This window comes from Corynebacterium sp. c25Ua_47 (assembly GCF_039907205.1).
In the GTDB taxonomy this organism is placed as follows: domain Bacteria; phylum Actinomycetota; class Actinomycetes; order Mycobacteriales; family Mycobacteriaceae; genus Corynebacterium; species Corynebacterium hiratae.
In genome coordinates this window covers 205,839-229,379 of record NZ_JASBOH010000002.1, presented here as the reverse complement: position 1 = coordinate 229,379, position 23,541 = coordinate 205,839, and the positions used below count along the sequence as shown (strand labels likewise).

At 62.5% G+C, this 23,541-nt stretch carries 20 protein-coding genes and 2 tRNA genes; 12 read left to right on the top strand and 10 right to left on the bottom strand.

What is annotated here, in order from left to right:
* Positions 1-58 precede the first annotated feature (58 nt).
* From ilvC to QKE52_RS03275, 8 genes are all read left to right on the top strand, one after another.
* A complete protein-coding gene (gene ilvC, locus QKE52_RS03310) occupies positions 59-1,072 on the top strand; it encodes a ketol-acid reductoisomerase (protein WP_347948124.1) in 1,014 nt (337 codons plus the stop codon).
* 132 nt (positions 1,073-1,204) lie between these two features.
* Positions 1,205-2,998, top strand: a complete 1,794-nt coding sequence (locus tag QKE52_RS03305) for a DUF262 domain-containing protein (RefSeq protein ID WP_347948123.1) — start codon at positions 1,205-1,207, stop codon at positions 2,996-2,998.
* A gap of 28 nt (positions 2,999-3,026) precedes the next feature.
* Entirely contained in the window at positions 3,027-3,911 is an 885-nt protein-coding gene (locus tag QKE52_RS03300) for a hypothetical protein (RefSeq protein WP_347948122.1), read from the top strand.
* 44 nt (positions 3,912-3,955) lie between these two features.
* Positions 3,956-5,542 (top strand): phosphoglycerate dehydrogenase, encoded by a 1,587-nt coding sequence (serA, locus tag QKE52_RS03295; RefSeq protein ID WP_049156496.1) that lies wholly within the window; start codon positions 3,956-3,958, stop codon positions 5,540-5,542.
* 135 nt (positions 5,543-5,677) lie between these two features.
* Positions 5,678-6,697 (top strand): 3-isopropylmalate dehydrogenase, encoded by a 1,020-nt coding sequence (locus tag QKE52_RS03290; RefSeq protein ID WP_070517515.1) that lies wholly within the window; start codon positions 5,678-5,680, stop codon positions 6,695-6,697.
* Positions 6,698-6,714: 17 nt separating this feature from the next.
* Positions 6,715-8,583 (top strand): DUF294 nucleotidyltransferase-like domain-containing protein, encoded by a 1,869-nt coding sequence (locus QKE52_RS03285; RefSeq protein ID WP_347948121.1) that lies wholly within the window; start codon positions 6,715-6,717, stop codon positions 8,581-8,583.
* Positions 8,584-9,201 carry an exonuclease domain-containing protein gene (locus tag QKE52_RS03280; RefSeq protein WP_049156500.1) on the top strand — a complete coding sequence of 206 codons (618 nt, stop codon included), beginning with the start codon at positions 8,584-8,586 and terminating at the stop codon, positions 9,199-9,201.
* An 80-nt stretch (positions 9,202-9,281) separates the two neighbouring features.
* Complete coding sequence (locus QKE52_RS03275) at positions 9,282-10,091, top strand: fumarylacetoacetate hydrolase family protein (RefSeq protein WP_185963798.1); 810 nt, start codon at positions 9,282-9,284, stop codon at positions 10,089-10,091.
* A gap of 8 nt (positions 10,092-10,099) precedes the next feature.
* Here QKE52_RS03275 and QKE52_RS03270 read toward each other — a convergent pair whose 3' ends face one another.
* The 8 genes from QKE52_RS03270 to QKE52_RS03235 form a co-directional block, all read right to left on the bottom strand.
* Positions 10,100-11,203, bottom strand: a complete 1,104-nt coding sequence (locus QKE52_RS03270) for an isochorismate synthase (protein ID WP_347948120.1) — start codon at positions 11,201-11,203, stop codon at positions 10,100-10,102.
* Between the two features lie 79 nt (positions 11,204-11,282).
* Complete coding sequence (locus QKE52_RS03265) at positions 11,283-12,581, bottom strand: choice-of-anchor M domain-containing protein (RefSeq protein WP_347948119.1); 1,299 nt, start codon at positions 12,579-12,581, stop codon at positions 11,283-11,285.
* Positions 12,578-13,474 carry an anchored repeat-type ABC transporter permease subunit gene (locus tag QKE52_RS03260; RefSeq protein ID WP_049156511.1) on the bottom strand — a complete coding sequence of 299 codons (897 nt, stop codon included), beginning with the start codon at positions 13,472-13,474 and terminating at the stop codon, positions 12,578-12,580. The genes QKE52_RS03265 and QKE52_RS03260 overlap by 4 nt, the downstream gene beginning before the upstream one ends.
* Positions 13,471-14,199 (bottom strand): anchored repeat-type ABC transporter ATP-binding subunit, encoded by a 729-nt coding sequence (locus QKE52_RS03255; protein ID WP_046648114.1) that lies wholly within the window; start codon positions 14,197-14,199, stop codon positions 13,471-13,473. Before QKE52_RS03255 ends, QKE52_RS03260 begins: the two co-directional genes overlap by 4 nt.
* Positions 14,192-15,085: a choice-of-anchor M domain-containing protein gene (locus QKE52_RS03250; RefSeq protein WP_102233874.1), complete on the bottom strand. Its 894-nt coding sequence runs from the start codon at positions 15,083-15,085 to the stop codon at positions 14,192-14,194. Before QKE52_RS03250 ends, QKE52_RS03255 begins: the two co-directional genes overlap by 8 nt.
* Positions 15,078-16,577: an anchored repeat ABC transporter, substrate-binding protein gene (locus QKE52_RS03245; RefSeq protein ID WP_347948118.1), complete on the bottom strand. Its 1,500-nt coding sequence runs from the start codon at positions 16,575-16,577 to the stop codon at positions 15,078-15,080. Before QKE52_RS03245 ends, QKE52_RS03250 begins: the two co-directional genes overlap by 8 nt.
* A complete protein-coding gene (locus tag QKE52_RS03240; RefSeq protein WP_347948117.1) occupies positions 16,577-17,656 on the bottom strand; it encodes a choice-of-anchor M domain-containing protein in 1,080 nt (359 codons plus the stop codon). The genes QKE52_RS03245 and QKE52_RS03240 overlap by 1 nt, the downstream gene beginning before the upstream one ends.
* 12 nt (positions 17,657-17,668) lie before the next feature.
* Positions 17,669-20,035, bottom strand: coding sequence for a choice-of-anchor M domain-containing protein (locus QKE52_RS03235; RefSeq protein ID WP_347948116.1), 2,367 nt, complete (start codon positions 20,033-20,035; stop codon positions 17,669-17,671).
* A gap of 163 nt (positions 20,036-20,198) precedes the next feature.
* Here QKE52_RS03235 and gltX point away from each other — a divergent pair, with 163 nt between their 5' ends.
* From gltX to QKE52_RS03215, 4 genes are all read left to right on the top strand, one after another.
* Positions 20,199-21,698, top strand: coding sequence for a glutamate--tRNA ligase (gltX, locus tag QKE52_RS03230; protein ID WP_347948115.1), 1,500 nt, complete (start codon positions 20,199-20,201; stop codon positions 21,696-21,698).
* Positions 21,699-21,872: 174 nt separating this feature from the next.
* A tRNA-Gln gene (locus QKE52_RS03225) sits at positions 21,873-21,944 on the top strand.
* 56 nt (positions 21,945-22,000) lie between these two features.
* A tRNA-Glu gene (locus QKE52_RS03220) sits at positions 22,001-22,076 on the top strand.
* Positions 22,077-22,132: 56 nt separating this feature from the next.
* Positions 22,133-22,696 (top strand): alpha/beta hydrolase, encoded by a 564-nt coding sequence (locus tag QKE52_RS03215; protein WP_347948114.1) that lies wholly within the window; start codon positions 22,133-22,135, stop codon positions 22,694-22,696.
* Here QKE52_RS03215 and QKE52_RS03210 read toward each other — a convergent pair.
* On the bottom strand, positions 22,691-23,020 hold the full coding sequence (locus tag QKE52_RS03210) for a transcriptional regulator (RefSeq protein WP_347948112.1): 330 nt from the start codon (positions 23,018-23,020) through the stop codon (positions 22,691-22,693). The two genes, QKE52_RS03215 and QKE52_RS03210, sit on opposite strands and share 6 nt — an antisense overlap.
* Positions 23,013-23,417, bottom strand: a complete 405-nt coding sequence (locus QKE52_RS03205) for a hypothetical protein (protein ID WP_347948111.1) — start codon at positions 23,415-23,417, stop codon at positions 23,013-23,015. The genes QKE52_RS03210 and QKE52_RS03205 overlap by 8 nt, the downstream gene beginning before the upstream one ends.
* Positions 23,418-23,541 lie beyond the last annotated feature (124 nt).

Here is a 23,541-nt window from a genome sequence, read left to right as displayed (position 1 = left end):
GACCACGTCACTATTCACTGAGTAGTGACAACGAACCACAGAGAGAAGGAACAACAACATGGCTATTGAGACTCTGTACGATTCCGATGCCGACCTGTCCATCATCCAGGGCCGCAAGGTCGCCATCATTGGCTATGGCTCCCAGGGCCACGCCCACGCAATGAACCTGCGTGACTCTGGCGTTGAGGTGGCGATCGGCCTGCGCGAGGGTTCCAAGTCCCGCGAGAAGGCGGAAGAGGCTGGCTTTAAGGTCCTGAGCAACGCTGAGGCGTCCAAGTGGGCTGACGTCATCATGCTGCTAGCCCCGGATACGTCCCAGGCGACCATCTTCGCCGAGGACATTGAGCCAAACCTGGAGGACGGCAATGCTCTGTTCTTCGGCCACGGCCTCAACATTCACTTCGAACTGATCAAGCCGGCGGAGAACATCACCATCGGTATGGTTGCGCCGAAGGGCCCGGGCCACCTGGTCCGCCGCCAGTTCGTCGACGGCAAGGGCGTGCCCTGCCTGATCGCGACCCAGCAGGATCCGAAGGGCGAGGGCCGCGAGCTGACCCTGTCTTATGCCGCGGCCATCGGCGGCGCCCGCGCCGGCGTTATCCCGACCACCTTCGAAGCCGAGACCGTCACCGACCTCTTCGGTGAGCAGGCCGTTCTGTGCGGTGGTACCGAGGAGCTCGTGAAGGTCGGTTTCGAGGTGCTGGTGGAAGCCGGTTACGAGCCGGAGATGGCCTACTTCGAGTGCCTGCACGAGCTGAAGCTCATCGTTGACCTCATGTTCGAGGGTGGCATCAAGAACATGAACTACTCGGTCTCCGATACCGCAGAGTTCGGTGGCTACATCTCTGGTCCTCGCGTCATCGACGCTGGCACCAAGCAGCGCATGAAGGACATCCTGTCCGACATTCAGGACGGAACCTTCACCAAGCGCCTGATCGCCAACGTTGAGGGCGGCAACAAAGAGCTCGAGGAGCTGCGCGCCAGCTACAACGATCACGAGATCGAGAAGACTGGTGAGAAGCTGCGCGATCTCATGAGCTGGGTCAAAAACCCACTGGATGCAACGGCATAAATCGCACTGGATCTGAGTAATCCCGCTGGCCACCGGCTGGCGGGATTTTTCATTACCCGGGGCTTGGTGCCCGCAATGTGATGTTCGCGCACAAACGGGCACGTTCCCACATTTGGCGGTAGGCTCGAGGTCATGGGTTTCTCTACGCCAAGCTATGACCTTAATGACCTTTTCGCTCGCATCGATCGCGGTGATATTCAGCTGCCTGACTTCCAGCGCTCTTATTCCTGGGATGAGGACCGCATTAGATCGCTGATCGTCACCGTCTTGCGCGGCTACCCGCTCGGCGCATTAATGGCCTTGGATACCCGCAACGAAACTATGCGCTTTCGCCCCCGCCCATTGGCTGGTGCCCCGGATACCGGGGTGAACCCGGGCTTGCTCTTGCTCGATGGGCAGCAGCGCCTTACCACCTTGTATCACTGCTTCCGCGGCGAGGGCTTCGTCGATACCACTGATTTTCGTTCCAAGAAGGTCTCCCGCAAGTACTACGTGGACCTGCGCATAGCGACCTCGGAGGACATCATGCCGGACGAGGCCGTCTTCGCCGTCAACCAGCATGGCGAGCTGCGATCCCACTTCGCGCCGGATATCGAGGGCTCCTTGAACAACCGCGAAGCCGCAATCGAAGAGTGCTGCATCCCGGTCTCAGCCCTGCTGAGCGAGGAAGGCACCAGCATGCTCTTCGAGCTCGCAGCCGCCAACGATGGTGCCACCCGTGATGTGGTTGCCGCCTTCAACAACCGCATCCTGCGCCCGCTGTCCGGGTACACCGTGCCGATGATCCGCCTCTCCCGGGAGACGGCAAGCGCCGGTATCGGCTCGATCTTTGCGCAGGTAAATTCCGCTGGTCTGCAGATGGATGTCTTCGATCTGCTCACGGCTGTCTTTGCCTCCGAAGACCCGGACTTCCACTTGGCGGAGGATTGGGCGGCCGTCGAGAAGCAGCTGCGTTCCTTCCCGGCGCTCGACGGCATTGGCCGCAACGAGTTCCTCTCGGCCGTGTCTTTGTTGGTGTCGGGGGAGAAGGGCAACGCTGGCGGCCAGCGCGAAGACATCCTGCAGCTCTCACTCGCCGAATACCGCAAGGCCGCGGAGACCCTCGTGATTACCTTCCGCGAGGTCGCCGAGTTCTTGGCTGAGCGCTGCATCCTGTCCCTGGAGCAGGTTCCCTATTCCGAGCAGATTATCCCTCTGGCGGTCATCCTGGCACGTCTGGCTGAGAAGAAGGGCGTGCTTTCCAGCCAGGAATCCTGGGACCGCCTCAACCAGTGGTTCTGGAGCGGTGTCTTCGGTGAGCTTTACGGCTCCTCGGCCGTCAAGCTGCGCGCTGCCCGTGATGTCGACGAGGTGACCAGCTGGGTTGCCGGCGATACCGAGGACGTTCCGAAGACGGTGCGCGATGCTTCCTTCCGCGAGTCCCGCTTGCTGTCCGTGGGGGAGAACGACGGCGTATGGCACGGCCTCTACGCTCTGCTCATGGCACGCGGCGCCAAGGATTGGCGGACGGGGCGCGCCTTCAACCGCCATAGCTTCGAGGAGCTGCAGCCGGGATTCTTCCCGGTCTTCCCGCTTCGCTGGTGCGAGCGCCACGGTATCAGCGGCGTGCTGGCGAACTCCGTGCTCAACCGCACGCCGATGGGCAAGCGCACCGAGGTGGTCCTGGACGGGCATTCGCCCGAGCGCTACCTGCCGCGCGTGCAGTCAAAGTCGATCATGGAGGATGCCGAATTCGATAGTGTGTTGGCCTCCCACGACTTAGATCCGGAGTTGCTGACTGCGAAGACCGCGCACCAGTTCTTCGCCGACCGCCGCGAGCGCTTTGTCGGCATCGTCGAATATGCACTCAACAAGCAGGTGGTGCGCGACGTGGATGAGGCGAACCTTTCCGGCGGCGAGGAGGGCCCGCAGGCCTTTGCGCGTTAAGGTTCCTTCTCCACGTGCGCTACAGGTCGTGCCTGTAGCGCTGCTGCTAGTCGTGACGGGCCTGGGCGCTGCAGGCTGTTCCTCGCTGGGGCGGGGCGAGCCGATCCTCACGCAGGACATCACCGCCCTCCCCGAAGCGGACATCGACCTGGCCCGCGCGAGCGAGGAGAACCGCTTGCGGCTTATCGACCCCCAATTCGCCAACGAGGTCACCGTGGTGGGGGACCGCTGGGGCATTGACTCTGCGCGCTTGTTCTTCAAGGAGAGCAATACGCTGATCCTCGCCGAAGAGACGGATGCCGCGGCCCTGCGCGCGGCGACGTTGAGCGTGTCCCAGCGCGTGCCCATGGTGACGTATGATGCGTCGATTCGCCCGAAGATTTCACAGCTGCTCGCCGATCTCGACGTAGACCAGCTCCTCGTTATCGGTAACGTTCCGTGGGCCAGCCAGAACGGGCAACTTGAAGTTATCCACGACCCAGGAAACACCAAGGCGCTGGGGGAGTACACCGCTTTTCGTTTCACGTCGAAGGTGGTCATGAGCCGTGAGCGCATGGTTGACAACATTGCACGCTTGGATTCCTCTACGAAGACGGAGCTCAAGGCCGCCTGGGAGCCCCTGCCGCAGCACATAACGAAGGAAAAGATGCCGGCCATTCCGGCCCAGGCGCGCCGCGACGCACAAATGGCGCCGGTGATTGTGGCGACCGCGGAAAGTCCCCTCGCCAACGTGGTCAACGCCACTGCCTACGGTGGCACGGTCTTCGTCATGACCGATCCAGATCCGTCGGCGACGAAGGCCGGCGCGGCGATAACGGCAGGGCTGTCGGAAGGGCCTATCGTGGCCCTCGGACCGGAATTCGGTTCAGTGACAGAATTCACGCATAAAATCACTCAGGGCTGGAAAGAATAAACTACACTTCTCGGCATCTCCAATTCTGACTAGTAAAGGAAGTTATGTCGAAGCCGGTCGTACTTATCGCCGATAAGCTTGCCGAATCCACTGTTGATGCCCTCGGTGACACCGTTGAGGTTCGCTGGGTTGATGGCCCAAACCGCGAGGAACTTCTCGCCGCAGTGCCTGAGGCCGATGCTCTCCTCGTCCGCTCCGCCACGACTGTGGACGCGGAGGTTTTGGCCGCCGCAGAGAACCTGAAGATCGTCGGCCGTGCCGGCGTTGGCTTGGACAACGTTGACATCCCAGCCGCCACTGAGCGCGGGGTCATGGTCGTCAACGCGCCGACCTCCAACATCCACTCCGCCTGCGAGCAGGCCATCGCCCTGCTCCTGGCCACCGCGCGCCAGGTGCCGGCGGCGGATCAGTCTCTTCGCCAAGGCGAGTGGAAGCGCTCGTCCTTCAAAGGCGTCGAGATCTATGGCAAGACCATCGGCATCGTGGGCTTCGGCCACATCGGCCAGCTCTTTGCCCAGCGCCTGGCGGCCTTTGAGACCACCATCATCGCGCACGATCCTTATGCCAACCCGGCCCGTGCGGCAGCGCTGGGTGTGGAGCTGGTGAGCCTTGAGGAGCTCATGTCCCGCTCTGACTTTGTGACGATCCACCTGCCCAAGACCCCGGAGACCGCCGGCATGTTCGATGCCGAGCTTTTGGCGCAGGCCAAGAAGGGGCAGATCATTATTAACGCCGCCCGCGGCGGCCTCGTCGATGAAGCAGCGCTAGCTGCCTCCATCAAGTCTGGCCACCACCGCGGTGCGGGCTTCGATGTCTATGCTTCCGAGCCCTGCACCGATTCCCCGCTGTTTGAGCTTCCGCAAGTTACCGTCTCCCCGCACTTGGGCGCATCCACGGTCGAAGCGCAGGACCGCGCCGGTACCGATGTCGCCGCCTCCGTGCTGAAGGCGCTGGCCGGCGAGTTCGTCGCGGATGCCGTCAACGTTGAAGGCGGCCGGGTCGGCGAGGAAGTCGCCGGCTGGTTGGACCTGACCCGCAAGCTGGGCCTGGTAGCCGGCAACCTGCTGGATGCTGCACCGGTTGCCGTGGAGGTCGAGGCCTGCGGTGAGCTGGCCAACGAGGATGTCTCGGCTCTTGGTCTGTCTGCTGTTCGCGGACTGTTTTCCGGCGTGGTCTCGGAGGCTGTCACCTTCGTTAACGCAATGAAGATCGCCGAAAGCCGCGGCGTGACCGTGGACGTGAAGACCAACGTGGAGTCGAAGGGCCACCGCTCTTCGGTGCGCGTCAGGGTGATTGGCCCCAACGGCAAGGTATCGCAGCTGACCGGTGCCCTGACCGGAATTGACGGGGTGGAGAAGATTATCCGCATCAACGGCCGCGGCGTCGATATGCGCGCTACCGGCCGCAACCTCTTCTTCTCCTACAAGGATGCCCCGGGCGCGCTGGGTACCGTAGGTACCAAGCTGGGCTCTGCCGGCATCAACATTGTCGCCGCCGCCTTGACCCAGGGTAAGGACGCCTCCGACGCTGTGCTCATTCTGCGCGTCGAGCGCGAGGTACCAGAGGAGCTCGTCGAGGAGATCAACTCGGCGCTGGGGGCTACCTGCCACCAGCTCGATTTGGATGCCTAATCCACACCGTACCTGAGTGGCGTCCACCGCCCCCTGCAGAGCCAGTCATGGTTCTTCAGGGGGTTTCGGCTTCATGGAGGGCACGAGGGTGGTACTCTCTCAAGTATCCAATATGTGAGAAAGGAATCCCACAAAATGAAACTTGCAGTGATTGGCGGCGACGGCATTGGCCCCGAGGTAACCGCGGAAGCGCTCAAGGTTCTGCGCGCGGTGCGCGAGGACATCGAGGTGACCGACTATGACCTGGGTGCTCGACGCTACCTGCGCAACGGAGAGCTGCTTACCGACGCCGACCTGGCCTCCCTGCGCGAGCACGACGCCATCCTGCTCGGTGCGATTGGCGCCCCGGGTGAGGTTCCGCCCGGCGTCTTGGAGCGCGGCCTGCTGCTGAAGATGCGTTTTGCGCTCGACCACCACGTTAACCTGCGCCCCTCCAAGTTGTACCCGACGTCTACCTCGCCGTTGGCGAACCCGGGCGATATCGACTTCGTCGTCGTGCGCGAGGGCACCGAAGGCCTGTACTGCGGTAACGGAGGAACTCTGCGCGAGGGCACCGAGCACGAGGTGGCCTCGGAGGTTTCCCAAAACACCCGCTACGGCGTTGAGCGCGTGGTGCGCGATGCCTTCCAGCGTGCGATGTCCCGCCGCAAGCACGTCACGCTGGTGCACAAGACCAACGTTTTGGTCAATGCCGGCGGGCTGTGGCAGCGCACCGTGAACGAGGTGGCACAGGAGTTTCCGGAGGTCACCGTGGATTACAACCACATCGATGCCGCAACCATCTACATGGTCACCGATCCCGCGCGCTACGACGTCATCGTGACCGACAACCTCTTTGGTGACATCCTGACTGACCTGGCCGGTGCTGTTACCGGTGGCATCGGCTTAGCCGCCTCCGGAAACATTGACGCCTCCGGTGCGAATCCCTCCATGTTCGAGCCTGTCCACGGTTCTGCCCCGGACATTGCGGGCAAAGGGATTGCGGACCCGACCGCGGCGATCCTCTCGGCCGCGATGCTACTGCGCCACCTCGGCGACGAGGACAACGCTGTGCGCATCGAGGAGGCCGTTGCTGCCGACGTCTCCTCCCGCGGGGATGCGCAGCCGAAGACTACCGAAATTGGTGACCGAATCGCCTCCGCGCTGAGCGCCTAGCACTGTATGGTTGGCGCATGAGCGTCGAAATAGACGAGGTCACTAGCTTCCTCGCCCAGCACGAGCCTTTCTCCCGCCTGCCGGAGGAAGAGCTCACCGCGTTGTCTGCACAGCTGAGCATGATCTACCTGCGCCGCGGGGATGTCCCCGTCCGGCTCGGGGAGGAGAATGCTTTTCTCCACATCATCCGCACCGGGGCAATAGATGTTCTGGGAGAGGATGGCGTCCTCCTCGATCGGCGCGAACCCGGGCTGACCTTCGGCTATTCCACGCTGCAGGGTGAGCCGGTTTCCGTCTATGAGATGGTCGCCGTCGAAGACAGTCTGGTCTTCACCCTGCCGCAGCACGCTTTTAGCGAGTGCGCCCAACGCAACCCAGACATCGCACGGTTCTTTTCGGCCAAGTCGCGCCAGATCCGAGCAGCAGCCCGCGAGCTGTCCGATTCCGCACCGACGGATGTTCTCCGTACGCCGCTGCAGGACCTTATCCGCACCGACGTGCTCACCGCTCCGCCCACCACCACGATCGCGGAAGCCGCTGGCATGATGACTGACCGGAGTGTGTCCTCGCTCCTCGTCGTGGAGCCCGGAAACCAGAATGGCACCCGCCTTAAGGGCATCGTGACGGACCGCGATCTGCGCTCCCGCGTGCTCGCCGTTCACCGCGATCCTGGCCAGGCGGTGGGGGAGATCATGACGCCCAACCCGCTGACGGTATCTGCCGATGCCCCCGCCATGGAGGCGCTGCTGCACATGGCCGAACGAGGCATCCACCACCTGCCGGTGGTCACCGAGGGTGCATTGCAGGGCATTGTCACGCAGTCGGACGTTACGCGCCTGCTCCATAACGATCCGCTCTACCTCACCGCGGATCTCTCACGGCGCAGCAGTGCCGCTGAGCTTCGTGGCGCTTTTCAGGAAGCCACGCGCCTGGCCGGGCGTTACGTGGAGCGTGGCTCCACCCCGGCGGAAGCCTCCAGCCTGGTCACGCTCGCCGCCGATGCAGTGGCCCGCCGACTGTGCACGCTAGCCGAGGAGGAACTCGGACCCCCGCCGGTCGAGTATGCCTTCGTGGCCGTCGGTTCGCAGGGCCGCCGGGAAATGGCGCTAGCCTCGGATCAGGACAATGCTCTGGTTCTCGCTGATGACTACGATGCCGCGGTACACGGCGACTACTTCGCGCGGATGAGCTCCTTCGTCTGCCAAGGGCTTGCCGACGCCGGCCAAGTTCTCTGCCCCGGCAACATGATGGCGATGAACGAAGAATGGCGGATGACCCGGACCCACTGGATCGATACCTTCCGTAGGTGGATCCGGGAGCCCCAACCGGAGGCTCTGCTCAACGCACAGATCTTCTTCGATTTCCGTGTCCTCTATGGCAGCGAGGAGCTGGGCCGGGAAGTTCACACTGCTGCCGTAGAAATGGGTAAGGGCGCAACTCGCTTGCACGCGCACCTGGCCAGCTTGGCAGCGCGCCGCGAGCCGCCGCTGACCTTCTTCAGAGGGCTGGTGGTGGAACGCGATGGCGACTACGCCAACACCCTCGACATTAAGAAGGGCGGGACCGCCGGAATCGTACAGATGGCCCGGCTCTTCGCCTTGGCTTCCGGCTCGACGGTGGTGGATACCCGCCAGCGTCTCAGAGAAGCCGCCGGTAACGCGGTGAGCCACCAGGGGGCGCAGGAGCTTCTCGACGCCTTTGATTACCTGCGCTCCCTTTCCTTCCAACACCAAGCCCACCAGCTGCGCGAGGGGCAGCAGCCCAATTACAACATCGACCCCAAGAGCCTGGGGCGCATGGAACGCGAGCACCTGCGCGATGCCTTCCGGGCGATCAAGTCGATGCAGAATGCCCTCGCGACCAAGTACCCAGTGAGGAATATCTAGATGTGGAATCGCTGGAGCCGCCGGGCGGACTGGGGCGCGCCCCCGCGCACTACACCCCTTGATGACGTGGGCTTGCTGGCCGTGGACATGGAGACGACCAGCCTTAACCCCCGCACGGGGAAGATCGTCTCTATCGGCTGGGTTCCGGTTAATGGCAGAACCATCGACTTATCCGGGGCTGGATATATCGTGGTGCGCGGCGCGCAGGTGGCCGACGACGCACATGTCCACCTGCTGACCCAAAACGTCATCGACGCCGGAGAGGAGCTGGAGAGCGCTATGGAGCAGTTGCGCCAGGCGGTGCAGGGACGCGCGTTGCTCGCACACTTCGCAGCACTTGAAGTGGGATTCATTGAGGCTGCATCCCGCGCGGTGTTCGGAGAGCGCCCGCGGCTGAGCGTGGTGGATACCTTTGCGTTGGAGCGGCGCCACATGGAGCGCATGGGCACCTACCCGCGCGGCGAGGACCTACGCCTTCCCCGCGTCCGAGAGCGCTATGGTCTGCCGCGCTATGGCAGCCACAATGCGCTGAGCGACGCCTTGGCCTGCGCAGAGCTATACCTGGCGCAGCGGGGGAGCACGCGAGCGGTGACCCTGGGAGACGTCGTCCAACGCTGAGATAGACGACGCTTTCTTTGCAACCTTTACTACAGGCCCCTGATCGTGAGTTAAAAATCCTTGCGAGTAGTATGGCCGTTATGCGTTTAGGACGAATTGCTCACACCGAAGGTATCTGTTTCGCCATCATCGATGGCCCCGCCGACGCCCCGCTGGATCAGCTGGTGGCCAAGGAGATTTCCGGCACCCCGTTTACGCCGCCGGAGCCCACTGGACGCGAGTGGCCGCTGAGTGAGGTGCGCTTGCTGGCGCCGACCCTGCCGACCAAGGTCGTAGCGCTCGGCCGCAACTACGCCGATCACGTCGCGGAGGTCTTCAAGGAGTCTGCCGAGCACCTGCCGCCGACCATCTTCATCAAGCCCTCCACCGCGGTCATTGGCCCAGGCGCACCCATCAAGATTCCGGAGTTCGCCACCAACGTGGAATTTGAAGGCGAGCTCGCCGTCGTGATCTCCAAGGTGTCGAAGAATATTGATCCGGAGAAGTGGCGCGATCACGTTGTCGGCTACACCATTTGTAACGATGTGTCCTCCCGCGACCTGCAGTTCCAGGATGGCCAGTGGGCACGCGCGAAGGGCATCGACACCTTCTGCCCGCTGGGCCCGTGGATTGAGACGGACCTGGACTGCATCAATCTCGATGACCAGAAGATCAACGCCTACCTCACGCACGATGGCAAGCGCGAGCAGAAGCAGGACTCCAATACCGACCAGATGATCGTGAAGATGGGCGATATTATCGCTGAGATCTCGCAGTCCTACACCCTGCTGCCGGGCGATGTCATCACCACCGGATCCCCGGCTGGCACGGCGCCGATGGTGCCGGGCGATACCATCGAAATTGAGATCCCCGGCGTAGGTAGCTTGAAGAACCCGATCGAGCGCGCTTAGTCGCTGCTCTAGAGGTTGAGCGCGCGGAGAATGGTGCGCAGCTTCGCTGTGGTTTCCTGAAGCTCGGCCGTCGGGTCGGAATCCACAACGATTCCACCGCCCGCCCACGCGCGGGCGGACAAGCCATCGCCCGCGACCTCCGCGCAGCGGATGGCCACCATGTATTCGCCGTCGCCGGAATCATCGCACCAGCCCACCGCGCCGGCATAGAAGCCGCGGTCGGTCTCAGCGGTCTCGATGAGCGCCTGCGCAGCCTCGGTGGGGGTGCCGCAAATAGCTGGGGTGGGGTAAACCAACTCTGCCAGCTCCAGTGCCGTAATGCTGGAGTCCTTGAGGGTGCCCGCAATCGGGGTACCCAGATGCCACATTTCATTGGTGGAGGTCAGCTGGGGCGAGGCGGGGGCGTCGAGAGTCGCGCACAGCGGCTGCAGGATGCGGCGGATGTGGTCGACCACGAAGGCATGCTCGCGCAAATCCTTCTCGGAATTGTGCAGGTCCTGACCTGCCATGATGTCGCGTGCTTTATCCGCCTGCCGGGGTGCGGATCCGGCCAAAGGGAAGGCCGTGACTGTTGAACCCTGCTTCTTGATGAGCACCTCCGGGGAAGAGCCCACGAGCATCGCTCCGGGTCGCCCCGCCGGGGTGAGGTCGGCGATGAAACCATCGCGATGGGAGGATAGGTCGATCAGCCGCGCGGCGACGAGGAGCGGATCGACAGGGGCGTGGAACTCAATGTCAACGGCGCGGGCGAGGACTACCTTGTCCAACTTCGACGCCTCGATCGTGGCGATGGCTGCTTCAATGCGGCGAAGGTGTTCCTCCGGTTCCGGATCGAAACCGGTAACCCGCGCGTTGAGCGTGCCGCTGCGGTAGTAGGCATGTGGCTCGAGCGGGCCGTCCTCGCGGATGATGCTGCGCGGGACTGTCAAGGCGGCTGGATCTCCCTTGTGGAAGGGAAGCGCGCCGACGATCATCGGGACCGTGCCGGCACGCAGCTCGGCTACGGCGGCATCGACATCGCTGAAGGTCGCAGCCGAACCTTGGGTACGCACAGACCCCGTCGCGCGGGACAGGAGGAAGTCGGGGGCGGTGGAGGGTCTGTTTTCACACATAAGGAATAACTCTAGTTCCTTCTTTCCTTCTTACCGAAACCAGATCCACTCCTTATGCGGGGTGACCGCCCCTAGGGGACTAGTCGCGGTTGCGCGGGCGGAAGAACTGCACAGCGATGAACAGCCCGATACCGAGGAGAAGCGCAAGGGAACCCATGCCCGCAAGGAAGCCCGCCCAGAAGCCGGCCATCGGTGCGCCATAGCTCATAGCCTGGATGTTTGCGCTTCCAGCCTGCTGTTCCTCCGTGCTTGGGGCGGGGCGCTGCGCCGCGGCGGTATGCTTGGTGCTTCGTTCCTTCTTGGGCGCCGCGGTACTCCCGGACTCTTTCGCGCGAGTAGCAGAGCGCCCGTTCGAGGTGTTCCGATGTGTGGAATCTCTCTGTTGTTCCACAGTGTGGGATGATCCGTTCTGTGGGGCGCGCTGGCCCTGCGTCTCAGGACGTTGGCTTCTTTCAGAAGCATCTGCGGCCGGCTTCTTTTCGGTGCTTCGCGCGGAGCGCTCAGACTGCTTCGAGTCTTTGGCGTCTCTGGACGTGGAGGGCTGCGCGCCGTTGAGGACGGCCTCGGCCTCCTTGAAGGTTTTATCCATCGTCTTGTCTAACTGAGCGATGGACTTAGAGGTGTCGTTGATCTCCTTGGCCAACTGCTGCGGGCGGTTCTTCGCGCTGCCAGAACCAGAGCCCTGCCCAGCCCCGGCACCCCAATCCAGTTGACACACCTCGTCGGGCTCCGCTTCACCTACGAGGAAAGGAACGTCGATGGAATGCTCCGAGCCATCGTTGAGCGTAAACGTGAAGGTTGCGGCATAGGCGCCTGGCTCGGTGAAAATGATCCCGGTGTGGCTGTGGAAGTGATCGGGGTAGTTCCAGGTGATGTCTGGGTCTTCCGAATCAAAGAGGACGGTGGGCGCTGCGCCCAGGGAGTTTTGGAATCCCACCATACGTCCGCCTTCCGGTGCGCTGTGCAGCGTTAGCGACAGGGTAGCGCCCTCGGCCGTTGCCGGGTCGAGGTAGCTGGTGTTGAAACCAAGCCAGGGGATTGCCGGGTCTTGGGTTTGGGGGATCTGCCAACCACTCGACGGGATATCGCTTCCGGCTGACTCATCGAAGGCGGCATTGCTGCCGACCTCCACGTAGAACTCGCCGGAATCGTAGTCCTTGCCGGACTCATCGTCGCGGGCGATGAAGGAGATGTTGCCAGAATCTCCCACCAGCGCGAGATCTTGGTGTCCGCGGCTAAAGGCATGCAGGGAGCTGGCATCGCAGGAGGACTCGGCTGCGCGCTCCGCGGCAACAGCGGGCGCTGCAGAAGCAATCATCGTCGGCGAGCTCAGGGCGATAGCGGCGGCAGCGGTCAAGGTTAGGGGACGGATATTCATGCGGACAGGGACTCCTTTGATTCAGATGGGTGCGGGGAGGACGCCGTGGCACGACGAGAATGCAGAAGAGGGGACAGCGCCCACGCCGCGAGGAAGCAAGCAGTAAGCAGCAGCACAATGGTCGCCCCAGCGGGAAGATCGATGGCCCACGCCAGATAGATGCCGAAGAAGCTGCCGAGCGAACCGATGGCCGCGGAAGCGATCATCATCGACCCCAGCGAGTCACAGAGAAGCCGCGCCGTGGCCGCTGGGGTAATGAGTAGGGCGAGCACGAGGACGTTGCCGATGGTGCCCACAGAGATGACCACCGCGCCGGTCACGCAGAGGTAGAGCACGATGTCCAGAGCAAAGACGGGCAGTCCCATCGCGCGGGCAGTTTCTTTGTCCAAGCACGTGGCGGTGAGCTGGGGGCCGAGCAAGACCACGGCCCCAACGATGAGCACCGTGACGGTGAACGCCGTGTAGAGATCTGCACGGGAGACACCCGTCAGCGATCCGAAGAGGAAGCTCGTGAGCGAGGCCGTATAGCCCTCCACTCGGGAGATAATGACCATGCCGAGCGCAAAGGATGCGGCGAAGAAGATACCGATGACCGAGTCCTCGCGGACCGTGCGGCGCTGGGAGAAGCACGCGATGAGCACGGCGACGGTGCAGCCCGCCACGGCGCCGCCGAGCAGTACTGAGCCCTGGAGCACGAAAGCGATAGCCAGACCCGGGAACACCGCGTGGGAGACAGCATCGCCGATAAAGGCCATGCCGCGCAGCACGACGTAGCACCCCACCACCCCGCACACGATTGCAGCGAGGATGGAGATGCCGACCGCGCGGGCCAAAAAGTCCAGGTGCGGGTTGGCCAGGTCCTGGAAGAACTCAACAAGCGAAATGTCGATCATGCCGCCACCCCAATCGCAGAGAGCAGCGGTGAGGAGGCCGATACCCCGAAGGTTTCGCTCCACGGCTGCGGGGTCAGGCGCAGATCCTCAGCGGGCCCGTCCGCGACGATCCCCCGGTTAAAGAGCACCAGGCGCGAACAGGAATGCGCGGCCTCGGAGAGATTGTGCGTGGACATGACCACGCTGCTTCCCTGGTCGGTGAGTTTCTGGAAAAGAGTCAGTAGCTCCTCGGTGTTGGGAGCGTCGAGTCCGGTGAAGGGTTCGTCGAGAAGCAGCACCTCGGGCTCGCAGGCCAGAGCGCGGGCGATGAGGACGCGCTGGCGTTGGCCGCCGGACAGCTGCGCGATGGGTCGCTGGGCGAACTCTTCCAAATTGGTCAACTCGATGGCGCGGCGGGCAGCCTCCTTGTCAGCCCGGCCCGGCCGCCGGAACCAGCCCACCATTCCCGTGCGCCCGCTGAGCACCGCCTTGGCCACGCTGATGGGGAAGTCCCACTCCACGTCGTGACGCTGCGGGACGTATCCCAACGAGGTGGTGACGTCGATGGTGCCGGTGAAGGGGACCAGCCCCAGGACGGCGCGCATCAGCGTGGTCTTACCGGCTCCGTTCGGCCCGAGAAGCCCAATAAACTCGCCGGGGTTGACGTCGAAGCATGCGCCGTCGATGACCTGGCGGCCAGAAAGCGATACTGCCAGGTCGTTGATTGAGATGAAGGGATTAGCCACGGCGCCCGCCTTTCGCGCGTAGCACTGCGAACACAGCCCCGACGAGGACGAGTAGGCCCGCACCGGCGAGTGCCCAGACCCACACCGGCACCGCGGCGCCCGCCGAGGCATCAGAGGACTCGGCGCTCGGATCCCACTGCGCGGCGTGTGCCTGCGCGACGTCGGTGCCTGCACCGACAGCAAAGGTCAACGTGGCCTCGGCAGCGACATCGCTCCCGGCGCTCTCGCCCGCGCCTTGCCCGCTCATGCGCACCCGAACCTGGTGGATGCCGGGCTCGCTAAATACCCAGTTAGCGTGCGTGTGCGTGCCCAGGTCCACCCAGAAACCGTCCGTGGCCCCAGTCGCGGTGGACCACAGCAGCTGCGGTTCTTCGAAGCCACCGTTTTGCAGGAACAGCGAGAACTCGCCCGGCCCTTGGTGGCCTAAGAACTCCATGGTGAGGCCGCGGTCAACGTTGTCCGTTAGCGAGGGCGCCTGGGTATTCCAGCCCAGCCACGGCACGTCGGCTTGCTCTGTTTGGGGAACGACCCACACCTGCGATCCGGGCTCGGCGCCGACAAAGGAAAAGGCTTTGTCCTCCGGAAGGGTGAGTTGGGCATTGTCGCCGACGTCGAAGACTACGTCAGCAGGATCACGCCACACCGGCGTGGCTGCTGAATCGTCGCGGGCGAGGAACTGGGCTTGCCCGTCGACAAGCAGTAGCCCGAGGTCCACGTGACCGTGGTCGATGGTGGCCTCTGTCCCAGGTGCGGCGACCTCTTCATCGGCGCTCACGACCTGGGCCAGATCACCGGCCCACGCGGTCACCGGTGCGAAAGCCAGCGCCGCAGCGGTCAGTGTTGCCGCCAGGGACGTGCCTAGTGTGTGGATGGTGCGATTAGACATGAGTTTCCTTCGTGGTGCTGCCTAAGCAGCGGTTGAGTGAGTGTGCGTTGAATCGCAACAGGTCGAGATACGTGGGGACGGTGTCATCGAGAGTGTCGCCGTAGATGGGGCAGACCGCGATCCCAAGGGATTCGGCAGCCTCACGGATGACATCGGCGCTGGCCTGTTGAGTAGGTTCGACGAAGACCGCGGGCAGGCGGAGATTCTCCAACGTGCGGCGCAGGGCGATGACGTCCCGCGGTGAAGGCTCGATGGCCGGGTTGGGAGTGACGAATCCCGCAATATCAAGGCCATAACCTTGTTCCAGGTAGGCATAGCCGTGATGAGGTGTGACCAAGTGCCGGTTGCGCTCCGGGATGTCTTCGATGAGCCGCCGCACCTCCGCGTCCGCGTCGTGCAACTGCTCGATGTAGTCCTGAGCGCGCTCCCGATAGTCCGCGCCGTGGGACGGATCCGCCACGGCCAGCTGCTCGGCGATGACCTCGGCATAGCTGATGCCGTTGGCCGCGTTGTGCCACAGGTGCGGGTCAACCTCACCGTGGATGTGCTTGCCCAGGACCGCCTGCGGCAGCAGGTAGGTCTCGTCACCTGGGCGCCCTAGGAAGCGGTACGCAGGATCCGGCGGAATCTGCTGCAGGGTGGAGTTGGGAATGCTCAACGCCGTGGTGCGCGGGTCGAAACCTTCGCCTTGATCCTCCAAATCGAGCTCGCCCGTGGACAAGTCCGCGGTGATATCTACGTGTCCCGAATCCAGGGAGGTCATTCCATCAGGTGGCTGTACGCCCACGGCCACCGTGAATTCCTGCGGGGAGCTATCCGTTGCGCCAAAAGTGAGACGGTATATGCCCGGCTTGGTGAAGGCCCACGAGACGTGCGTGTGGGCGTTGGCCGGCAGCGTCGTGGAATCGTCGCGTTCGTCCAGACCATCAGCCGTGTTAAAGAGTGCTTCGGGCGTACCAAACGTGGATACGACGTAAGCCGCAACATCGCCTGGCCCCTCGGCATCGAGCAGGCTCATGGTTACGCTCGTGGTACCCGGCGGGGCATTGCGCACACGCAACCCCAGCCAGACGGCATCGAGGGCAACGTTTTCCACCAGCGGCACGAGACGGGCCCCGCGCGTGGACGCTTGGTCCGCTACCTCGGTGACCGGAACATCCGATGATTCCCGCAGCGTCTTCAACAGGTTCTGCGGCTCGAGGAGAAACCCATTGGCCAGCAGCACATCCGCGTTTGCGACATCCCGCACCGAGCGCAAGCTCGGCTCAAAGGTGTGTGGGTCCTTGCCCGCAGGAATCAACGTGGTCACCGCAGCGTCGTCCCCGGCCACGTGCTTGGCGACGTCCCCCAGAATCGGCGTCGTCGCCACCACCTTGAGCTTCGCATCGTCCCCACTGGCGGTGCTCGCGCAACCACTGAGCGTGGACGCGCCAATAAGCACCGCCGAGAGCAGCGCGATGTGGGGCGTCCGGGTGCGTACTCCGTGCGGCATTAGTCGCGGCCCTTCATGAGTGCGAGACGTGCTAGGGCCAGGCCAAGCACGAGCATGCCGAGGCCCAAGATTCCGATACCCCACGGCAGCAGGTTTTGCCCGCTGTCGTAATAGCCTGCTGCAGCGACCGTGTCCACGTTCTCCGCGGCTGGCGTGGTTTTGTCGACTGCGCGGGCAGGCTTGCGCTCCTTCCTTTCCTTGCGCTCTGAGAGGTCGTTTCGCTCCTTGTCCTGTGCCTTTCGTTCCGCGTTCTTAGTTCCCGCAGCCGACGTCGCACCGCGGGTAGCGCCTCCGGAGCTTCCGCCCCCAGAGCGGGAGCCTGAGTTAGAAGAAGCAGGTTCGTCGGAAGAGGCCCCGCCCAGGGCGGCGTCGTCGAGCTCAGCAGGGCTCTCAGCACCGTGGTCCGTAACCGTTTCTTCCTCCCGAGGCGTGGCTTCTGCGTCACCGACGTCCCAGGTATAGGTGACCTGGTTACTCGTGTCCCCGTTGGATTCTGCCTGCACCGTCATGGTGTAGATACCGGGCTCGCTAAAAGCCCAGTTGACGTGTCGGTGTGCCGGGTAGGCCTGGTTGATGACATCCCCGGACACCAGGTCCAGCGCGCCGGCGTCGGTGACAGGCTGGATATCTCCGAAGCCTGCCGTTTCGAAGACGAAGATATCACCGGGGCCGGTGACCTCAACGAACTCGAAGTTGATGTCGGTGTAGCCAGCCGATTGTGCAGACTGGGTATCCCATCCCGGCCAGAGCAGCGAACTGTCCTGGGTCTGGGGGAGGTAATACGTCGGTACGCCAATTCCATCGATGCCCTCGGTGGCCTTGCTCCAGGCCTCCTCGGCCACTTTGAGGGTGACATCGTTGCCCGGGCGGACGACACCGCTACCGGTGATGTCTTCCTTCATTGACAAGGTGAGCTCACCGCCGGGTGCGGAGACATAGAAGGCGTCAACGTGCCCGGTGTCGAAAACCTCGCCATCGGCGCGGGCCGGGGCCGGATGGCCCGTGAAGACAACTGCCAGCGCCACGGCGATGGCGCAGAGGGCAGCAGTGACTCTGTGCAGTTCTGTGGTGCGGTGCACGCGGTGTCCTTTCTAGCGATGAAGCAAGCCGTTGAGGCGAGACTCAATCTGGCCGCGGTGGTTGTTGTAGAAGTTGAGGAAACCTTGGAACACGATGGCCAAGACAACGGGAAGCACGAGGCCCCACAAACCCTCGAGTTTGGGCATAGAAGATTTCATGTTCTTCTCGCCGCTGGATTTGTTGTCGTTCGGCTTGGTGCTGCCGGGCTTGTCGTTGCCCTCGCCCTTGTTTCCGCCCTTGTTTCCGCCCTCGTTACCGTCCTTCGCGCTCACGCAGTCCTTGATCGCGGCGTCGCCGGCGGCCACGGTGAGCGTCTGCGGTTCAGAGGTGATCTCCTTGCCGTCTGTAGTGGTGGCCGAGTAGCTGACCTCGAGCTTGTACATGCCCGGCTTCGTAAACGCCCAGTTGGTGTGGGTGTGGGAGGCGAAGGTGGTCTCAATGGAGTAGTCACCTTCGGCGGAGTTGATCAAGGGAGTAAAGCCCTTGCCCAACCCTTCGGTGGTGAACAGGCCCACCTGTGCGCCGTCGGGCATCTCAACGGGCTTGATGTTGAGGGTGACCGTGCCGTCTTTGTAGTCCTGGTAGTCAAGCGCCTGGGTGTTATAACCCGGCCAGATGATGCTCTGCTCTTGGGTTTGGGGGAGCAGGAAGAACTTATCCTCGCCCAGGTAGTCGAAGTCTTTGCCCTTGAGCGCCTCCGGGCGGGGGCGCAGGGCGTTGTTGTGGATGGCGAGGACAACGTCATCAAGCGGGCGCTCGACGGTCTTCTTGTCTACGATGGCCGTCTCATCCTTGAGCCGGGTGCGGAACTTATCGCCGTCACGAGTGACAGCGATATCGACGTGGCCATGGTCGAGCACCGCCTTGTCAACGCACGTACCGGTGTACTTTCCTGCCTCTGGCTTGGTGTTGTTGTCCGGGCTGGTGGAAGGGGCCTTGGAGGTTGTGCCGAGTGCGCCGCGGCCCTCGTATTTCTGCCCAAAGGAGAAGTTCTCGGTGAGCGTGATGCTTCCGGAATCTTGCTTGATGCTCGGGTGCGGGAGGATATCCAGGCGCACGGTATTGCCGTTGAAGCTTGCGTCTGCGCCGACCACAAACTCCGCGCGGCCGTGGCTGATGACCCCGTCGAATTCCACGTCGGGAAGCTCGCTGCCCTTGCTGAAGAAGCCACCGTGGACGTAGCCTTCGAGCTTCTTATCGGCGGCCTCCACGATGATGCGCGTTGCGTCCTTGCCCTCCGGAACGGCCCGCGCGGACAGCTCCGGGTTAGATACCGAGACCTCTTGCTCGGAGGAGAGCTGGCGGGGGTTGGTGGTCTCTGCCCAGGACTCCGCAGACTTCTTCGAGGTGGTGGAAAGCTCTGCGTTCTCGGAGTAGGCGAGCTCCTCGGTGATCCAGCGAGGGCTACCGTCCTCAGGGGTGTAGACAGCCTGGATCGTTGAGGACTCTGGGCCTAGGAACTCATCGAAGTGTGCTCGACCGTCTTTCACGGGCAGATCGGTGAGGAAGTAGCCGTCGATCAGCAGCGTGAGCGTGCCGTTGCTGCCGCCGGTGAAGTCGATGGAGGAGAGGCGCTCATCCCCGTCCTTGTCTCCGGACTTCTTCGGAGCGATGGTCAACCGGTAGTCCTGTGCGCTGGCATCTCCCGCGGTGGCCTTGTCGAACCGCTCCTTGAGTGACGGTGTTGGATCGGCAGCCGGACGCTGACCGCCCACCTGGATGGAGGTGGTGGTCGGTGCGGAAGCGATGAGCTTGCCGCCCTTGTCGCGCGCGGTAGTGCGGTAGGTCAGCTGGTAGCGCCCAGGTTTGGTGAAGACGGTGTAGTTGTGGGTGTGCGTGCCGCTCGTTAGCCAGGCAGAATGCGGGGCACCCTCGGTGGTTCCGAAGAAGCGCTGCAGGCCGCCGGGGCCGGGGTAGTAGCCAAACATCTCTACCTCGCCGGGGCCATCAACGCTGAGGAGGTCGAGAGAAGCGATGTTGTCGCGGAAATCATCGACAGGCAGCTCGGTGTCCGCACCGAAGCCCATCCATACCGGGTCCAGGCTGCCCTGTACGCGGGCAGGTGCCATGTAGTAGGTCGTGCCAGCCTTTCCGAGGAAGGAAAGTGCCGGGTCCTCGGGGACTGTGAACTGGTATTGGTTGCTTCCGTTCTGGTCCCAGCCTTTGCCCACCCAGGTGACCGTGTCGGCAAGGTCGTGGTTGCTTTCTGCGGAATGGCTCTTGAGGGTGAGAGAATTACCCTCCCAAAATGCCTTGGGGGAGTCGATGTGCGTTTGGGTGGCCACGTGCTTGCCGTCGTCGGGGCCGGCAACGGCGGTGGCGGGAGAGGCGAGGAGTGCGGCGCACGTAAGCAGAGCCGCGTAGCGGGTACGAACCACGATGGGAGACCTTTCTTCAGTTCTTGATCGAGATTTTTCACTATAGGTAATGGAAACCAATACCGTTTAGTGTGGGGGAAAGGTGCTGCTCAGCCTTAGTGGAAACGGGGTTCAACTACCCCCAAGTGGGGCGGGCGGTGCGGCGATGCGGCGCTGAACTACGATGGTGGGCATGACTGAAAAAACATCCGACGTCCGCGTCCGTTTTTGCCCTTCACCTACCGGCACGCCCCACGTGGGCATGGTCCGCACAGCTCTGTTCAACTGGGCTTATGCCCGCCACACTGGCGGTACGTTGATCTTCCGCATTGAAGACACTGATGCTGCCCGTGACTCCGAGGAGTCCTACCAGGCCATCATCGACTCCCTGAACTGGCTTGGCCTCGGCTGGGACGAAGGTGTCAACGTTGGCGGCCCGGACGAGCCTTACCGCCAGTCGCAGCGCATGGACATCTACGCCGACGTCCTGCAGAAGCTGAAGGATGGCGGCTATGTCTACCCGGCATACTCCACCAACGAGGAGGTCCAGGCGCGCCACAAGGCGGCCGGCCGCGACCCGCAGCTGGGCTACGACAACTTTGACCGCGACCTCACTCAGGAACAGATTGACGCCTTCGAGGCGGAAGGCCGCAAGCCGGTGTGGCGCCTGCGCATGCCGGACAAGGATTGGTCCTGGACCGACCTCGTGCGCGGCGAGATGACCTTCAAATCGGAGACCCAGCCGGACTACGTCGTGGCACGCTCGAACGGTGCGCCGCTCTACACGCTGGTTAACCCGGTCGACGATGCCCTTATGGGAGTTACCCACGTCCTGCGTGGCGAGGACCTGCTGTCCTCCACGCCGCGCCAGCTTGCCCTCTATGAGGCACTCAGTGAGTTGGGGATTGCTAAGCAGACTCCGGAGTTTGGCCACCTGCCCTTCGTGATGGGTGAGGGCAACAAGAAGCTGTCCAAGCGTGACCCGCAGTCCAACCTGTTCAACCACCGCGACAATGGCATTATCCCGGAGGGCATGCTCAACTACCTGTCGCTGTTGGGTTGGTCCCTGTCTGCGGACCAGGACATCTTCTCCGTCGACGAGCTCATCGCCAACTTCGATGTCCACGACGTGTTGGGTAACCCTGCTCGCTTCGACCAGAAGAAGCTCGAGGCCATCAATGCGGATCACATTCGCTTGCTGGATCCGGCAGACTTTGCGCAGCGCCTGCGCGACTACCTGACTGAGTACACCGACTTCCCGGCCGACTATCCGGAAGAGAAGTTCGCTTTCGCTGCAGATCTGGTGCAGACCCGCATCAAGACGCTGTCTGACGCCTATGGCCTCATGTCCTTCCTGACCACGCAGGATGCCGAACTGGAGCTGGATGAGAAGGCAGCCCGGAAGAACCTCAAGGAAGATGCGGTGCAGCCGCTGGAGGTTTCCATTGCCAAGCTGGCGGAGCTCGGGGAGTGGAAGACGGAGGAGATTGAGAAGGTTCTCTCCGCCGCGCTTATCGACGACCTCGGCCTCAAGCCCCGCAAGGCCTACGGTGCCCTGCGTGTAGCTATCTCTGGTCAGCAGGTCTCCCCGCCGCTGTTTGAGTCCATGGAGTTGCTGGGCAAGGAGTCCACGCTGACTCGACTCAAGGCTGCGCAGGCGCTCGCGCCGTGGAGCGCTGAGTAGTCCTCCTGGGCAGTCTCACAGAGCTGTAATTTCGGGGCGTTAGGTGTCACTCCTAACGCCCCGAAAATGCTTTCTGGCCTGGCGATTTGTGTGTATCGGTAGTGCTGGATATAGTTATAAACCGTTGCAGCGAGCAGCGAGGGGTTAAAGCCCCGAGCTAGTTCATAGCAATAATGGCCTATGGTGTAATTGGCAACACAACGGTTTCTGGTACCGTCATTCTAGGTTCGAGTCCTGGTAGGTCAGCAGTGATAGCGATTTAACGCAGTAACTCGCGTCAAATTAAGTTGTCACAGTTCTAAGCCCCGTTCGTCTAGCGGCCTAGGACGCCGGCCTCTCACGCCGGTAACACGGGTTCAAATCCCGTACGGGGTACCACCACAGAGTGGCTAGCACAATGAGCTTGCCACTCTTTTTTCGTATGATTGGCGACCATGCACTTCTACATTGTTCATGGATACCAAGCCAGCCCAAACAGTCACTGGTTCCCGTGGCTAGAGCGCCTGTTGACCGCCGATGGCCACACCGTTCGAACCATCGCGCTGCCGGAACCGAACGCTCCAAAGCTCGATGAGTGGGTAGAGGCGATACGCAACGATATTGGGCGTCCAAACGCTAATACCTGCATCATCACGCATAGCCTAGGCGGCACCGCGCTGCTGCACTATCTCACGGCCTTGGAGGGCGAGTGGGAGCTTCCTGGGCTCTTCATTGTCTCTGGGTTTGTGGAGAAGCTTCGCGTCATCCCAGAGCTTGACGAGTTCATTGGCCAGGCTCGCATCGACGTGCCTGCTGTCAAGCCCCACATCGCTCACACAGAGGTCTTCGTGTCCACCAACGATGTCCTAGTAGACCCCGCCCTCACACAGCAGCTTGCCGACGCCCTCTCCGCCGTGCCCATCACCATCCACGACGCGGGACATTTCCTTGAAGATGACGGCTATACCGAGTTTCCACAGCTGGGGGATCGCATCACGCGGTGGCTGCACAGTCTATAGTCCCTCAGTCATAGCTTTAAGCGCCTCCACGTGCTGCACGTAAGCCTGTGCGCCCGCCTCCGTGAGCGCGACCCACACGGCGTCCTTCGCGCGGGTAGAACCGTACTCTCGGGTGCGGCTAATGTAGCCGTGATCCTCGAGGTACTTTAGCTGTTTGGACAGCGTATCGGCGGGGAGCTCGGTGAACTCGGCGAGCTTGCTGTACCTCATTTGCCGGCCTGCGGTGGCGCCGGCGGAGTAGAGCGCAGCGCAGATTCTGAGGCGGTTAATCGGGTGGATAACTGGGTCCAGCTCAGGGGATTGGTTGGATGCTTTACTAGGCATTAGCGCCCTTTATGGCCGCGTTGCGGTTCTCGTAGAGCATCCAAGCCGTTGCTGCCGAAACAATGACCCCGCTGGTGATCATCCATGGCCATGTATCAGGCGTCGGCGTGGTGGAGAAAATCATTGCGCCGGGGAGCAGTACGCGTGACCACGTGGCGCGATCGTTTCTCGGTCCCGTGTTGGGGTCGAGCCGCACGAAGGGGTTCGCGATTTTGTCCTTGAGGAGGAAACCGAGAATGAACGTCGGTATGAGGAGTGCGAGTGTGTACCACCAGGACAGCTTGGTTAGCGCAAGACTGATGCCGATACCGAGCGCTACAAGTGCTACCGCCCACCAGCTCTGCGTCCAGGCGATGCGCTGTTGAACTTCGTCAATGACTTTGAGTTCGTCGTTCATAACCTGACTCCCTTGTTTGCATCTAGTGCAAGTCTAACGGTTGCAATAGCGGCAACTAAAGGGGTGGGTTGCTCGCACGATCTGAGTGGTCTGGTTCTACCCCATACCGGCTAGGAACTTCGGC